This window comes from Pseudomonas sp. GW456-L13, from assembly GCF_017350115.1.
Taxonomy (GTDB): Bacteria; Pseudomonadota; Gammaproteobacteria; order Pseudomonadales; family Pseudomonadaceae; genus Aquipseudomonas; species Aquipseudomonas jessenii.
The window spans coordinates 1,645,863-1,661,279 of the sequence record NZ_JACNAS010000002.1; the positions used below are offsets into that span (position 1 = coordinate 1,645,863).

The following is a 15,417-nucleotide window of genomic DNA, read 5'->3' on the forward strand; positions in this document are numbered from 1 at the left end:
GCGTGCGATTATCGAACACAATGGCCGATAGCGAATTGACGATTTTTTGTTCACTGCGCAACATCAACACCACATTGGGTCCGGTCTTGAAATCGTCGGCCCCGGTCAACAAGACCCAGAACACCACATAAAAATTTCAAAAAACGGGTATACGCTCATGCGCTCATTCAACGCCTTGCTCACTCGCTCTACCGTCATTACGCCTTGCCTGGCGTCCATCCGAACCCCGCGCTCCGCCGGCACAACCGTGCCGCTCGCTGAATAACCCGTCAGCCGACGAACACAGCCGATCAGCCCTTTCGCGCACGCCGCGACAGACCGATTGATCACGCGCCCTTGAAGTCACGACGAGCCCCGCTTGTCAGTCATTGAACGGATGGCACACATGATTCCTTCTCAAAGTTCTCGCATGGCACCTGCCATGAGCACCGCCACAGGTGGCATCGGCGACAAAATCCGCGGCGCCATGGCAGTCGGCAAAACCCGTTGGGGCATGCTGGCACTGGTGTTTTTCGCCACCACCCTGAACTACATCGACCGCGCCGCCCTGGGCGTGATGCAGCCTATCCTGGCCAAGGAAATGAGCTGGACGGCGATGGACTACGCCAACATCAACTTCTGGTTCCAGGTCGGTTACGCCATCGGTTTCGTGCTGCAAGGCCGTTTGATCGACCGGGTCGGCGTCAAGCGCGTGTTCTTCTGCGCCGTGCTGCTCTGGAGCCTGGCGACCGGTGCCCACGGCCTGGCCACTTCGGCGGTCGGCTTCATGGTCTGCCGATTCATCCTCGGCCTGACCGAAGCGGCCAACTACCCGGCCTGCGTGAAAACCACGCGCCTGTGGTTCCCGGCCGGTGAACGTGCGGTAGCCACCGGTATTTTCAATGCCGGGACCAACGTCGGCGCGATGTTCACGCCGATGCTGCTGCCACTGATCCTGCACGTCTGGGGTTGGCAGGCCGCGTTCCTGTGCATGGCATCACTGGGCGGGATCTGGCTGTTGTTCTGGGGTTTGAAGTACTTCAACCCGGAAGACCACCCAAGCGTGAAACAGTCGGAGCTGGACTACATCCAGAAAGAAGTCGAGCCGGAACAAACCCGCGTGCCGTTCTCGAAAATCCTGCGCATGCGCGGCACCTGGGCCTTCGCCCTCGCCTACTCGATCACCGCACCGGTGTTCTGGTTCTACCTGTACTGGCTGCCGCCGTTCCTCAACCAGCAATACAACCTGGGCATCAACGTCACCCAGATGGGTATCCCGCTGATCATCATCTACCTCACTGCCGACTTCGGTAGCGTTGGCGGCGGCATCCTCTCCTCGTTCCTGATCGGTCGCGGCGTCAACCCGATCAAGGCGCGACTGATGTCCATGTTCCTGTTCGCCTGTTGCATCATCGGTGTGATCATGGCGGCCGGTTCCAGCAACCTGTGGGTCGCGGTGGCCGCCATCTCCCTGGCCATCGGCGCGCACCAGGCCTGGACCGCGAACATCTGGAGCCTGGTGATGGACTACACGCCCAAGCACATGATGAGTACGGTGTTCGGCTTCGGCGGCATGTGTGCGGCGATTGGCGGGATGTTCATGACCCAACTGGTCGGCCACATCCTGACCATCACCAACAACAACTACACCGTGCTGTTCACCATGATTCCGGCGATGTACTTCATTGCGCTGATCTGGATGTACTTCATGGCACCGCGCAAGATTCCGACCGTCACCGAATAACGTTCAGCGCAATCCCCCCTGTAGGAGCGAGCCCTGCTCGCGATGCGATGGGTCAGTGACATCTATGCTGACTGACCCACCGTCATCGCGAGCAGGCTCGCTCCTACAGTTGGTTTCCGGGAACTTTCTACTTGCGGCTTTGCTGCCACGCCGCCGCCAACCCGCTGCAGCAGATCACGGCAATGCCGAGCACGGTGGTCAGTGTCGGCGTATGGGAAAACAGCAGCCAGCCCAGCAGGCCGGCGAAGATGATCTGGCAATAGCTGAACGGTGCCAGCAGTGCCGGTGCCGCGAGGCGGAAAGCCTGGGTCAGGAACAGGTGAGCCGTCATCCCGCAGGCCCCCAGCGCCAGCATCATCGCGCCATGCACCAGGTTCGGCGTCTGCCAGAAGAACGGCACCAGCGCACTCATCACCAGCGTGTTGCACAAGCCTGCGAAGAAGTTGCTGGTGGTCGGGCTGTCGATCTCGCTGAGCTTGCGGGTCAGCAGTTGGTAGAAGCAGAAAAACAGCGCCGAGCAGAACGGCAGCAACACCGCCGGGGTAAACAGATCGCCCCCGGGGTGAACGATGATCAGCACTCCGCTAAAACCGAAAATCACTGCCAGCCATTGCCCCCGGGTCACACGTTCGCCAAGCAGCGGTACCGACAGCGCGGTGACCAGTACCGGAGCGAGGAAGTTGACCGACGTGGCCTCGGCCAGCGGGATGTACATCAGTCCCGTGGTGAAAAACAGACTGGTGCCCAGCAGGCACAGCGCCCGGATCACCTGCAGCAATGGCCGTTTGGTACGCAGCACCCGCAACCCGGACTGCGGCAGGAAAATCCCGGCCATCAACAAGGTGTGAACCACGTAGCGCGCCCAGACCACCATGACAATGGGATAGAAACCGGAGAGGTATTTGGAAAAGGCGTCGTGGGTGGAAAACAGGAAGGTTGCGACAATGATCAGCAGGATCCCTTTGAAGGGCTGATTGACGCCGGAAAGCGGAGTGCTGACGGTCATTGGGTTTCCTTTATTACATCCTTATTTTGTAGGAGCGAGCTTGCTCGTGATGAACCTGAGGGCGCCATGTTTTTCCAGGCAGCCTTCATTATCGTTGACGACCATCGCGAGCAAGCTCGCTCCTACCAGTGAAAGGTGCGCAGCACCGATTACAGCCGCGCAAACAATTCCCGGGTTTTATCCAGCGCCATCTGTGCCCGCTCCAACCCACTCACGCCCTGCTCCAGCAACTGCACGGTGGGAATCTCCAGGCTCAATGGAATGTCAGCCGGCAAAATCCCCAACAACCCCTGCAGGTCACAATCGCCATCGCCGGGGAAACGCCGCTCGTTACGCGCCTGACGCAAGATCTCCGCCATATCCGCCGGCCGTGGTCCTGCGACGTCACACAACTGTGCATACCGTAACCGTGAGGGGGCAACTTTGACCAGTTCTTCCAACAGCGATCCAGAGCGGTCGAAGTGAAAGGCGTCCACCAGTACGCCACCGTTTTCACGCCCGGCGTTTTCCACGATTCGCGCGGCTTGTTGAAGATTGCGCGCATCGGTCCAGGGCATGAACTCCAGATGCGGGTGCAGCCCATAGAGTGCCGCCAGATCACAGAGTTCGGCAAAATGTTCCGTCAGCCGTTGTTCATCAGGGTCGTTGCCGGCCACCAGCAATTCACTGGCACCCAATTGGGCACCCACCGCCAGGATTTTCTCGAAGTCGGTAACAACGGTCTCCGGCTTGAGACGCAGAATTTCGACGTCCAGCACCCGAATACCGGTATCGCGCAGACGCGCCAGGGTCTGGCGCCGCAGTTCGTGGTCGGCCACCAAGGCAAAATGGTGCTCTTCCGGGGTTGCCGGTACCAGACGCAAGCCGACATGGCTGTAACCGGCCCGCGCGGCGACCTCGACCATATCGGGCGGTGATAACTCCAGCACGGTCAGGCTGGCCAGGGAGAAGATACGCTCGCTCATGCTCACCCCTCGATCAAGGATGGCGCGCAGGCACGCCCGGTTTCGGCGGCTTCGCGGATGGCTTCGATCAGCGCCAACGTACGCGCGGCATCGGCGGCACTCACCAGCGGCTCGACCTCCCGGCGCGCAACTCGCACGAAGTGCTGCAACTGCAGACGCAGGGCTTCATCGGCACTGAAGTTTTCCTGGGTTGCCAGCAACGGTTGATGCCAGCCGCCATCGACATCGTTGTAGTGCCAGCGTTTAAGCTGCGGAATGCTCAGCGCCCCACCTGTCCCGGCCAGCAAGTAGCACGGTTGATCAGGATGACGCGGATACACCGGGTTCTCCCCCGAATCCAGCTCCCAGCTCCAGGGCGCAGCCACCGCATCGGAGCCGGTCAGGCTGCCCAGTGCACCGTTGTCGAATTGCAGCAGTACCGCCGCGCAATCTTCGTTGGCAAACCCGCGAATGGCGTTGCTGGTGATGGCCTGAACCTGGCGCACTTCACCGCACAAATGCCGCAGCAGATCGAGGTCGTGGATCAGGTTGGTCAACAGCATCCCCGCGCCGGCCTCGCGACGCCAGGGTGTTTCAAAATAGCTGTCGGGCTTGCGCAACTGCCAGAGCGCCGTAACCGTGGTCAACCGACCCAATGCGCCGCTGTGGACAAGCTCGTGGGCGCGGACGATCAGCGGATTGTGGCGACGATGATGTCCGACCAGTACCGGAACGCCACTCGCCTTCGAGGCAGTCACCAGCTCCCTGGCTTCATCCAGGTGCACGCCCACCGGTTTTTCCAGCAATACCGGCACGCCTGCCGCGAGGCAATCGAGGGCCGTGCTGACGTGCAGCGTGTTCGGGTTGGCAACTATCACGGCGTCCGGTTTCGCCTGCTCCAGCATCTGACGATGATCGGCGAAACAGGCTACGCCCCATTGCGCCGCAAGACTGGCCGCCTGCGGTCCCGGATCGGCCACGGCGCACAACGTCGCTTCAGTCAAGGATTGCAGATGCTGGTAGTGCTGCTGGCCCATGTTGCCAGCACCGATCAGGGCGATGCGAAGTGGCGAATTCAAGATACGGTCCTCTTGTGAGTTTTATTGGAGCGATGAACTCCAATAATTTAGAACCTGGTTCCAGATTCTTACACAGACCTATCCTGAAAGTGTTCGAACAGCGCACAGCTTCTCAAGCTGGACACTGTTCAAAATGTGGGAGCGGGCTTGCTCGCGAATGCAGTCGATTTGCACAGGCCTTAGTTGAACAACTCCGACGCCAGGCTCGCTGCACTCAACTCCTCGGTGTACGCCAGCAACAACGGCGCCAGCTCATGCAGCCGCGCCCCCGGCATCCGTGCACTCGGCCCGGCGACGCTGAGCACGCCGATCACCCGCCCATCGGCGGGATGGCGCACCACTGCCGCAATCGCCGAAGTGCCGACCGCCGAGCTCTCCTCGACCCAGGCGTAGCCCTGGTCCCGTGCCAGACGCAGGCGTTCGAGCAATTCGATGTTCGAGCGCGGAGCGTTCGGCCCCACATGTTCCGGCACTTTTGCGCCCTGCCGCTCCACCAGCGACAAGGCTTCGGCATCGCTCATGCAGGCCAGCCACGCATGCCCAGAGGCTGTGTAAAACAACGGCGCATCGCGGCCCATGTCCGGGTCGTAACGCAGACCGGAGCGCGCGCCCTGGGACTTGGCGATCCAGATCTGACGCTCACCGTCGATCACCCCGAGACGCACCAGTTCGCCGGTTTCCTGCGCCAAGCGGTCAAGCACTGGCTGCACGATGTCGGCACCGCTGCTCGACAGGTAACGGAAGCCCATCGCCACCAGTTTGGTCGAGAGGTGATAACGCAGATTATCCGGATTCTGGCGCACGTAACCGAGGCGGATCAGCTCGGCCAGCAGGCGATGGGTCGCGCTCTTGGGGATATCCAGTTGCTCTGCCAGGGTCTGCATCGGCAGGCCACGGGGATCGCTGGTGAGGCTTTCGAGCACACTGAAAACACGTTCGATCTGACTGCCGGCCATGGTCGCTTCCACGCAAAATTTGCTCGATTCTAGAAGACATCTGAACGAATGCGAAATCTGGAACTGAACGTTCGATAACCGCCCGTTTTACACCCTCAAGACTTGTTCGGTCTCATCTGATTCTTATATTTTCTGGAACCAGATTCCAAAACAATAAAACGCCGGAGTTCAAACAATGCCTGCCCAAGCGCACTTTCTTCCCGACATCGACTGCGATGTGCTGATCGTTGGTTCCGGTGCGGCGGGACTGTCGGCGGCCGTGACCGCCGCGTGGCATGGACTGAAAGTCATAGTGGTAGAAAAGGACCCGGTGTTCGGCGGTGCCACGGCCTGGTCCGGTGGCTGGGCCTGGGTGCCATGCAACCCGCTGGCCCGGCGCGCAGGCATCGTCGAAGACGTTGAACTGCCGCGCACTTACCTGAAACACGAACTGGGCGAGCGCTTTGATCCGGCAATGATCGACGCTTTCCTGGAAGCCGGCCCGCGGATGGTGTCGTTCTTCGAGCAGTACACCTCGCTGCAATTCGCCGACGGCAACGCCATTGCCGACATTCATGGCGACACGCCGGGGGCCGGCACCGGTGGACGCTCGGTGATCGCCGCCCCGTACGACGCACGAAAAGTCGGCACACTGCTCAAGCGTCTGCGCAAAACCATGCGGGAAACATCGTTCATGGGCATGCCGATCATGGCGGGGGCGGACCTCACGGCATTCCTCAACCTGACCCGTTCACTGTCGGCGGCCTGGCACGTTACGCGGCGTTTCAGTCGTCACCTGTTCGATCTCGTCGTACATGGCCGGGCGATGCAACTGGTCAACGGCGTGGCCTTGGTGGCGCGCCTGGCGAAATCCGCCGATGACCTCGGTGTGTTGCTCTGGGAATCAGCGCCCGTGAGTCGATTGCTGCGCGAGAATGACCAGGTACGAGGCGCGGTGGTCAACACCGCCAAAGGCTCGGTGCGCATCCATGCACGCAAGGCCGTGGTGCTCGCCGCGGGTGGTTTCGCCAATGACATCGACCGCCGCAAGGCCCTGTTCCCCCGCACACCGACCGGGCATGAGCATCTGGCCTTGCCGCCCCTCGGCGTTTGCGGCGATGGCCTGCGCCTGGGCGAAAGTGCCGGTGCCCGGGTGAATACCGACATGGCGTCCGCCGTCGCCTGGGCACCGGTTTCGCAGGTGCCGCACAGCGACGGCAGCACGGGACACTTCCCGCACATCATCGAGCGCGGCAAGCCGGGCATCATCGGAGTGCTGAGCAACGGCCAGCGCTTCGTCAATGAAGCCAACGGCTACTACGACTACGTCACGGCCATGGTCGCCGCCGCCCCGCCGGGTGAGGAAGTGGCGTCGTGGTTGATCTGCACCCATGGTTTTCAGCGTCGATATGGCCTGGGCATCTCTCGGCCATTTCCGGTGCCGCTGTCATCCTTCATCCGCAGCGGCTATCTGAAAACCGGCAACACCCTTGAGGAATTGGCTGCAGCCTGCGGCATCGACCCGGTTGGCTTGCGCACCACCGTGTCGGACTACAACCGCCACGCGCGCAACGGCGAGGACCCGCAATTCGGCCGTGGTTCCACACCCTACAACCGCAAGCAGGGTGACGCACTGCAACAGCCCAACCCATGCGTCGCACCGATCGAACAAGGCCCCTTCTATGCCGTGAAAGTCCAGCCGGGCTGCTTCGGTACCTTCGCCGGGCTCAAGGTCAACCATCATGCCCAAGTCCTGGATGGCGCGGCGCAACCCATCGCCGGGCTGTACGCGGCGGGCGGCGACATGGCCAGCATCATGGGCGGTCACTACCCCGCTGGCGGCATCAATCTCGGCCCGGCGCTGACCTTCGGCTACATCGCCGCGCGCCATATCGCAGGCGTCACTGCTTATGAAAAGGAGATCGACCATGCAGCACATCATTAACGCTCAGGGTTTGAACATGCCGAAACTCGGCCTCGGCACCTGGCCAATGCTCGGCGAGGAATGCACCCGAGCAGTGGAGCAGGCTCTGGCCCTGGGTTACCGGCACATCGACACGGCAGCGGCCTACAACAACGAAGACGCGGTCGGTCAGGCGCTGGCGAACAGTCCGACACCCCGCGAGCAGATCCACGTCACGACCAAAGTCTGGTGGGACCAACTGCAACCCGACGCCATGCGTCACTCCATGGACCGTAGCCTCAAAGCCCTGCGCAGCGAATACGTCGACCTGTTCATGCTCCATTGGCCAACCACCGATTGGGATTTGCCGCGCACCATAGAAACCCTGGTGTCGTTCAGGGAGCAAGGCCTGGCGCGCAACATTGGCGTGGCGAATTTTCCACTGCACCTGCTACGCAAAGTCGTCGAAGAACTGGGGGCGCCGCTGTCGGCGATCCAGGTCGAGTACCACGTGCTGCTCGGACAAAACGCCCTGCTCGACTACGCCCGTCAACAGGATCTTGCGCTGACAGCCTACACGCCACTGGCACGCAACAAGGTATCCGACATTCCGGCCATCCGGCGGATCGCCGCGAAACACGGCGTACTGCCGACGCAGGTCGCGCTCAAATGGCTGCTCGATCAACCCAACGTGGCCGCGATCCCCAAGGCCAGCAGCGAGCCCAATCAACTGGCCAATCTCGCGGCGCTGGATGTGCGACTGGATGATGAAGACCGTGCCTTGATCGCCAGCCTGTCCAAACGCGAGCGCCAGGTCAGCCCTGACTTTGCGCCGGTGTGGGATGCATTCGACGAATAATCCGCAGGACCGGCGATCGCTCTCACGATAAAAACCCATCGCCCGAGGGAATTCGATGGGTTATCCGTGTTCAATACAAGCCTGAGACCTTTTCGGCAACCCTTCACGGGTGGCCGGGAATCAACCTGTGCGCGAAAAAAAGACGGACGATCGGACTGGCGCCGCTCCCACTTGGCAGCAACACTCATCGCACGGAGCTTTACCCGGAACAGAAGAGGATTCCCACATGCTATGGAAAAAAGGCCGACGCAGCGACAACGTGGTCGACGCCCGTGGCGATGATGTCGGCGGTGGTGGCGGCGGCATGCGTTTTGGCGGTGGCAAGGGTTTGAGCCTGACGGCGATCCTCCTGATTGTCGGCATCGGCTGGATCACCGGCCAGGATCCGCTGCAGATCCTCGGACAACTGACCGGGCAAATGGAGCAGCAATCGGCGCCCGCCACCAACCAGAGTCGCCAGGCACCTCCGGCCAATGATGAGAGCGCGGAATTCGTGCGCTCGATCCTCGGCGATACCGAAGACACCTGGGGCGCGATATTCCAGCAGGCCGGCCGCCAATATAAGGACCCGACCCTGGTGTTGTTCAGCAACCGCGTGAATTCGGCCTGCGGTCTGGCCACCTCGGCGACCGGCCCCTTCTATTGCCCGGGCGACCAGAAGGTCTACCTGGACATGGCATTCTTCCAGGAGATGTCCCAACGCTTTTCCGCCGCGGGCGACTTCGCCCAGGCCTACGTGATCGCTCACGAAGTCGGACACCACGTGCAGACCCTGCTTGGGGTGTCCACGAAAATTCAGGCAGCGCGCCAACAAGGCCGGCAGATGGAAGGCGACGGTGGTTTGCTGGTTCGCCAGGAACTTCAGGCCGATTGCCTGGCCGGCGTCTGGGCCAACAATGCGCAGAAGCGCCTGAACTGGCTGGAACCGGGCGACATCGAAGAAGCACTGAACGCCGCGAACGCCATCGGCGACGATCGTTTGCAGCAACAGGGTCAGGGCCGTGTAGTCCCGGACTCCTTCACCCATGGTACGTCGGCGCAACGGGTGCGCTGGTTCAAAACCGGTTTCGCCCAAGGCCAGGTTGGCCAGTGCGATACCTTTGCGGCGAAAAATCTGTAAATGAAGAAGTGGTTGTTGGTTGTTCTGTTTACTTGCGCAACGTCCCAGGCCGCCGAGCATGGGGTCAAGGAACTCAGCTCAGGGCGCCTGCTGTTGAAGTCAGGTGAAATCGCGGTGGGCATCAGCCCCGCCCCGGCAAAAATCGAACGGGTGCTGATCATCCTCCACGGTCGCTTGCGCAATGCGCAAACCTATCTGCAGAGTGGTGAGCACGCGGCCGAACTGGCGGGGCAAAGCGCAACGACCCTGGTGATCGCCCCGCAATTCCTCAATGAAACCGACGTTGCGGTCCATCCGGTGGCCGACACCGTTTTGCGCTGGCAAGGCAATGAATGGATGGCTGGCGGCGAATCCACGGCACCCTTTCGGCTGAGTTCCTACGCGGCGCTCGACGAAATCATCGCCCGCTTGGGTGACCGTCAGCAGTTTCCGGATGTGAAGCAAATCGTCATCGCCGGGCACTCCGGCGGCGCGCAGGTGGTTCAGCGCTATGCGTTGCTCGGTCACGCGCAATCCGACCTCGATGCAGCCGGCGTGCAGGTGCGCTACGTGATCGCCAATCCGTCCTCCTACGCTTATTTCGATGAACGCAGGCCCGTGGCATTCAGCCACGCCGGTTGCCCGAATTTCCATCGCTGGAAGTACGGGCTGGCGGATTTACCTGCTTACGCCGAAGGACAAACCGCAGCACAGTTGCAGGAAAGTTACCTCAAGCGTGAAGTCGTTTATCTGCTGGGGCAGCAGGACACCGACTCGAATCATCCGGCGCTGGATAAAAGCTGTGAGGCCAGGGCGCAAGGGCCGTCTCGATTGGCCCGCGGGCGTTTTTACTTTGACTACCTGAAGCGGCTGGCACCCAAGGGGTTGAACCAGCAACTGATCGAAGTGCCCGGGGTCGGGCATAACGGGGATGGGATGTTTACCTCGCCAGAGGGACAAAGGGCGTTGTTCAGTCAGTAAGTTTTGCAGTGCCGCATCTGACGCCATCGCGAGCAGGCTCGCTCCCACATTGGAATCAATGTGAACACATGATTTGTGAACACCAGGGAATCATTGTGGGAGCGAGCCTGCTCGCGATGGCGATTTACCAGGCAACCACCTGATCAGGCTGAAAGCATCTGCCGCAACTCGACACAATCCGCCGCATGCCAATCGGTCAATTCCGGCCATGGATTATCCGGCAGATTCACCAACACAGTCCGTGCTCCCGCCGCCCGCCCACAATCGAGATCGAAGCGGTAATCACCGACCATCACCATCTCGCTCGCCGGCACCTTCCATGCTTCGGCCAGTTTCAGCAACCCGCCCGGATGCGGCTTGGGCGGAGCATCATCGCGGCCCAACACATCCTCCAGCGCAAAGCAGTCGGCCAGGCCAATGGCCTCCAGCGTGACATGCGCCAGCTCCCGGGCGTTGCGCGTGAGAATGCCCAGGCGATAACCACGCCCGGCCAGTTCGCGCACCAGTTCCACCGCGCCCGGCGCCGGTTGCGAACCAAGGGCCAAGTCCCGCTCGTGCTCCAGCAGCCACGCATGTTTGGCTGCGGCTTCATCGGCCGGCAGTGCGGCGAGGTGGGTCAGGATGTCGTGTTCGGCAGGAATCGCCAACGCCACGCGAATCGCCGCGAAGTCGTGCACGGCTACCGTCAGGGTGCCGTCCATGTCGAACACCCAGTGACGCACGTCGGCCAGGCTCACGCCCAATCCTTGCGGTGACGGATCAAGCCTTCCTGGGTGACCGAGGCCACCAGTTGCCCGGCGCGGTTGAATACGCTGCCACGGGAGAAGCCACGGGAATTGCCGGCCCACGGACTGTCCATCGCATAGAGCAACCAGTCATCGGCACGCAGATCCTGGTGGAACCACAGCGCGTGATCGAGGCTGGCGACCTGCATATCCTTGTGCCACACCGACTTGCCGTGGGGCTGCATCGAGGTAACCAGCAGACCGAAGTCCGATGCATAGGCCAGCAGATATTTATGCAGCGCCGGCGAATCGGCCAACGCCCCGTCGGCGCGGAACCAGACGTACTTGACCGGATCGCAGGGCAGCGGGTTGTAGGGATCTTTCTCGGTCACCGGGCGAAATTCGATCGGCTTCGGGCACAGCAGTTTTTCGCGCATTTTCTCGGGGATCAGGTGCGCGCGCTGCTGGGTGATCTCCAGTTCCGATGGCAGGTTTTCCGGACCGACCACTTGCGGCATTTCGGTCTGGTGCTGAAAGCCTTCTTCGTCGTACTGGAACGACGCACTGCACGTGAATATCGGGTGGCCCTTCTGGATCGCCGTCACCCGACGCGTGCTGAAGCTGCCACCGTCACGCACCCGGTCAACCTGATATACCACCGGCAACCCGGCATCGCCCGGGCGCAGGAAATAGCCGTGCATCGAATGCACATGGCGCGCCTCTTCAACCGTCTGACTGGCCGCCGACAGCGACTGACCGAGCACCTGACCACCGAACAGCTGACGAAAACCCAGGTCCTGACTACGGCCACGGAACAGGTTTTCTTCGATCGGCTCCAGCGTCAGCAGGTCGACCAGATCTTCCAACACTTGGCTCATTCAGACTCTCCTCACACAACGCAATACCGCGCAGTCTTGGCTGCGGCGGTCGATTCAGTTTCTGGCCCGGGCCAACATGTGGTCCATTGTAAACGTCCGTGTCAGGTTATCCATGCAAGGTTTGCAGCCATTGTTCACGGCTGATGCGGTACAACACGTGGTGATGCAGGGGATGATCGACGGAGAGCTTGGGATGATCGAAGTCATCGGCCGGATCGTGATGCATGCCAATCGCCTGCATGACTTTCTGCGACGGCAGATTACTGTCAGCGGTAAAGGACACGACTTCGCTCAGCGGCAAGCGGTCAAACCCGCAGCGCAGAGCGGTCCACGCCGCTTCACTGGCGTAACCCAACCCCCAGTGCTCGCGGGCCAGGCGCCAGCCGATTTCCGTGGCCGGGGTGAAAGGCGCGTCGAAACCGACCACACCGAGCCCGGTAAAACCGATGAATTGGCCGGTGTCCTTGCGTTCCAGAGCCCATAGGCCGAAACCATGCTCGGCGAAATGACCACGGATTCGCCCGATCAATGAGGCGCTCTCCAGCCGACTCAAGGCTGCCGGGAAATAGCGCATCACCTGCGGATCGGCACACATCGCCGCAAAGTCAGGTAAATCTTCATCGCGCCACTGGCGCAACAGCAGCCGAGCGCTTTCAAGTTCCAGTATTGGCTCCATCGTGCCCCGCCCCTCCATTTCAATGTCGCCAGTCTACAACGCTGGTAGGATCCGTCTCTCATTCCTACATGAAATGACCATGCCACTGCCGCTGATTTATCACGAAGACTACAGTCCAGAGTTTCCGGCGGATCACCGCTTCCCCATGGACAAGTTCCGCCTGTTGCGCGATCACCTGGTGGCCAGCGGCCTGACCCGCGACGCCGATCTGCTGCGCCCGGACCTGTGTCCCGCAGAGATTCTCGCCCTCGCCCATGACCCTTCGTATATCGAGCGCTACATGAGTGGCGAATTATCCCGCGAAGACCAGCGCCGCCTCGGCCTGCCCTGGACCGAAGCCCTGGCCCGACGCACGGTGCGGGCGGTGGGCGGTTCGTTGCTGGCGGCCGAGCAGGCGCTGGAGCATGGTCTGGCCTGCCACCTCGCGGGCGGCACCCACCATGCGCACTACGATTACCCGGCCGGGTTCTGCATCTTCAATGACCTGGCGGTGATCAGCCATTACCTGCTGGAAAGTGGTCGGGTGAACCGCGTGCTGATCTTCGATTGCGACGTGCATCAGGGCGACGGGACTGCACGAATACTTCATAACACCCCGGAAGCGGTGACCGTTTCCCTGCACTGCGAGAAGAACTTTCCCGCACGCAAGGCCGAAAGTGATTGGGACATTCCACTGCCCAAAGGCATGGGCGATGCCGACTACCTGAAGGTGGTGGACGATGCACTCAACTACCTGCTGCCGCTCTACCAGCCGGATCTGGTGCTGTATGACGCCGGGGTCGATGTGCATAAGGACGACGCCCTGGGTTATCTGAAGCTGACAGACGAAGGCGTCGCCGCCCGCGATGAAAGCGTGATGCGCCATTGCCTGGGCCGTGACATTCCGGTGGTCGGGGTAATCGGCGGCGGCTACAGCAAGGACCGCCAGGCCCTGGCCCGCCGTCACGGCATCCTCCATCACAGCGCGCAACGCGTCTGGCAGTCATCAGGTTGTCACTGAGCTGTGGATGCTTTACCCACAATGCCTGTGGAGCTGCCTGTGGATAACCTGAGTGAAAGGGACTACAGGCCATGCGGGGCTTGGGCTACAGAGCGGTGGTTGTTTTTTAACCAACCCTCGAATTCACCAAAGATCCCTGTAGGAGCGAGCCTGCTAGCGAAAAACGCAACGTCGCCGCCGGGCATCCGGTTTCCCGCGTAATCGTTCAAGACCATCGCGAGCAGGCTCGCTCCTACAGAGGTCTGGGCTGGTAGAATGCCCGGCTTCATTCGCCAAAACCGCAGCGCACTCCATGACCCGATCTTCGACCTCCTCCCCTTCCCGCGTCGCCATCATCGGCGGCGGCCCCGCCGGTCTGATGGCGGCCGAAGTGTTGAGCCAGGCCGGGATCAAGGTCGACCTGTACGACGGTATGCCTTCAGTGGGGCGAAAATTCCTCCTGGCCGGCGTCGGCGGCATGAACATCACGCACTCCGAAGCCTACCCGGCATTTCTCTCACGCTATGCCGAACGCGCCCCGCAGATCGCCCCGCTGCTGCGCGGCTTCGGCGCCGAAGCGTTGTGTCAGTGGATTCATGAACTGGGCATCGAGACCTTCGTCGGCAGTTCCGGCCGGGTATTCCCCACCGACATGAAGGCCGCGCCGCTGCTGCGCGCCTGGCTCAAACGCCTGCGCGACAGTGGCGTAGTTATCCACACCCGCCACCGCTGGCTCGGCTGGGACGAGCGTGGCGGATTGCGTATCGACAGCCCGGAAGGCGAAACAACCGTGCAAGCCGATGCCACCCTGCTCGCCCTCGGTGGCGGCAGTTGGTCGCGCCTGGGTTCGGACGGCGCGTGGATGCTGCCACTGGAGCAACGCGGTGTAGGACTGGCGCCGTTGCAACCCAGTAATTGCGGCTTCGAGGTGCAGGCCTGGAGCGAATTGATGGTCAGCAAATTCGCCGGCGCGCCGCTGAAAAACATCGCCATCGGCCTTAACGATGACGTGCCGCGACTCGGCGAATGTGTGATTACCGCCACCGGGATCGAGGGCAGTCTGATCTACGCCCTGTCGGCACCGATCCGCGAAGCGATCAATCAGCACGGCTCGGCAACCATTCATCTGGACCTGTTGCCGGGCCGGCCTGTGGATAAAGTTGCAGCGGCGTTGAGCAAACCCCGGGGATCGCGCTCCATGGCCAAGCACCTGCACAGTCAGTTGGGCATCGATGGGGTCAAAGCGGCGCTATTGCGTGAACTGACCAGCGCCGACTGCTTTGCCGACATGGCCTTGCTGGCCAACGCGATCAAGGCTTTGCCACTGACACTGGTGAAAACCCGTCCACTGGACGAGGCGATCAGCAGTGCAGGGGGGGTGGTGTTTGAGGCGATGGATGAGCGTTTGATGCTCAAGCAACTGCCTGGCGTGTTTTGCGCGGGAGAAATGCTCGATTGGGAGGCGCCGACCGGCGGCTATCTGCTGACCGCGTGTTTCGCCAGTGGGCGAGCGGCGGGGTTGGGGATGGTGGAGTGGTTACAGCGCAAAGATTGAAGACCGCAGCGCGCCCATCGCGAGCAAGCTCGCTCCCACATTGGAATTGTGTCGATCACAAATCCCCTGTGGGAG

General features: G+C 61.4%; 14 protein-coding genes. 7 read left to right on the plus strand and 7 right to left on the minus strand.

Annotated features, from left to right (window positions below):
• Positions 1 to 385 precede the first annotated feature (385 nt).
• The gene (locus J4D25_RS21595) at positions 386 to 1,723 is read left to right on the plus strand and encodes an MFS transporter (protein WP_057713204.1); all 1,338 of its coding nucleotides are present in this window, start codon (positions 386 to 388) and stop codon (positions 1,721 to 1,723) included.
• 127 nt (positions 1,724 to 1,850) lie between these two features.
• On the opposite strand, the gene J4D25_RS21600 is transcribed toward J4D25_RS21595, so the two are convergent.
• From J4D25_RS21600 to J4D25_RS21615, 4 genes are all read right to left on the minus strand, one after another.
• Positions 1,851 to 2,729 carry a DMT family transporter gene (locus tag J4D25_RS21600; protein ID WP_057713203.1) on the minus strand — a complete coding sequence of 293 codons (879 nt, stop codon included), beginning with the start codon at positions 2,727 to 2,729 and terminating at the stop codon, positions 1,851 to 1,853.
• 149 nt (positions 2,730 to 2,878) lie between these two features.
• Positions 2,879 to 3,694: a sugar phosphate isomerase/epimerase gene (locus J4D25_RS21605; protein WP_057713202.1), complete on the minus strand. Its 816-nt coding sequence runs from the start codon at positions 3,692 to 3,694 to the stop codon at positions 2,879 to 2,881.
• A 2-nt stretch (positions 3,695 to 3,696) separates the two neighbouring features.
• A complete protein-coding gene (locus J4D25_RS21610) occupies positions 3,697 to 4,752 on the minus strand; it encodes a Gfo/Idh/MocA family protein (protein WP_057713201.1) in 1,056 nt (351 codons plus the stop codon).
• A 179-nt stretch (positions 4,753 to 4,931) separates the two neighbouring features.
• Entirely contained in the window at positions 4,932 to 5,708 is a 777-nt protein-coding gene (locus J4D25_RS21615) for an IclR family transcriptional regulator (RefSeq protein WP_057713200.1), read from the minus strand.
• Between the two features lie 175 nt (positions 5,709 to 5,883).
• Here J4D25_RS21615 and J4D25_RS21620 point away from each other — a divergent pair, with 175 nt between their 5' ends.
• The 4 genes from J4D25_RS21620 (at position 5,884) to J4D25_RS21635 (ending at position 10,529) form a co-directional block, all read left to right on the plus strand.
• On the plus strand, positions 5,884 to 7,632 hold the full coding sequence (locus tag J4D25_RS21620; protein WP_057713199.1) for an FAD-dependent oxidoreductase: 1,749 nt from the start codon (positions 5,884 to 5,886) through the stop codon (positions 7,630 to 7,632).
• Positions 7,616 to 8,449, plus strand: coding sequence for an aldo/keto reductase (locus J4D25_RS21625; protein WP_057713198.1), 834 nt, complete (start codon positions 7,616 to 7,618; stop codon positions 8,447 to 8,449). Before J4D25_RS21620 ends, J4D25_RS21625 begins: the two co-directional genes overlap by 17 nt.
• Before the next feature lie 226 nt (positions 8,450 to 8,675).
• Positions 8,676 to 9,569, plus strand: coding sequence for a neutral zinc metallopeptidase (locus J4D25_RS21630; RefSeq protein ID WP_057713197.1), 894 nt, complete (start codon positions 8,676 to 8,678; stop codon positions 9,567 to 9,569).
• On the plus strand, positions 9,570 to 10,529 hold the full coding sequence (locus J4D25_RS21635) for an alpha/beta hydrolase (protein WP_057713196.1): 960 nt from the start codon (positions 9,570 to 9,572) through the stop codon (positions 10,527 to 10,529).
• A 143-nt stretch (positions 10,530 to 10,672) separates the two neighbouring features.
• Here the strand turns inward: J4D25_RS21635 and J4D25_RS21640 are convergent, their stop codons facing one another.
• From J4D25_RS21640 to J4D25_RS21650, 3 genes are all read right to left on the minus strand, one after another.
• Entirely contained in the window at positions 10,673 to 11,266 is a 594-nt protein-coding gene (locus J4D25_RS21640; RefSeq protein WP_008052432.1) for an HAD family hydrolase, read from the minus strand.
• Positions 11,263 to 12,132, minus strand: a complete 870-nt coding sequence (gene tesB / locus J4D25_RS21645; protein ID WP_057713195.1) for an acyl-CoA thioesterase II — start codon at positions 12,130 to 12,132, stop codon at positions 11,263 to 11,265. The genes J4D25_RS21640 and tesB overlap by 4 nt, the downstream gene beginning before the upstream one ends.
• Before the next feature lie 106 nt (positions 12,133 to 12,238).
• The gene (locus J4D25_RS21650) at positions 12,239 to 12,808 is read right to left on the minus strand and encodes a GNAT family N-acetyltransferase (protein WP_057713194.1); all 570 of its coding nucleotides are present in this window, start codon (positions 12,806 to 12,808) and stop codon (positions 12,239 to 12,241) included.
• Between the two features lie 79 nt (positions 12,809 to 12,887).
• Here J4D25_RS21650 and J4D25_RS21655 point away from each other — a divergent pair, with 79 nt between their 5' ends.
• Together J4D25_RS21655 and J4D25_RS21660 are read left to right on the plus strand one after the other, a co-directional pair.
• Positions 12,888 to 13,808, plus strand: a complete 921-nt coding sequence (locus J4D25_RS21655) for a histone deacetylase (RefSeq protein WP_057713193.1) — start codon at positions 12,888 to 12,890, stop codon at positions 13,806 to 13,808.
• Between the two features lie 292 nt (positions 13,809 to 14,100).
• On the plus strand, positions 14,101 to 15,342 hold the full coding sequence (locus J4D25_RS21660) for a TIGR03862 family flavoprotein (RefSeq protein ID WP_057713191.1): 1,242 nt from the start codon (positions 14,101 to 14,103) through the stop codon (positions 15,340 to 15,342).
• Positions 15,343 to 15,417 lie beyond the last annotated feature (75 nt).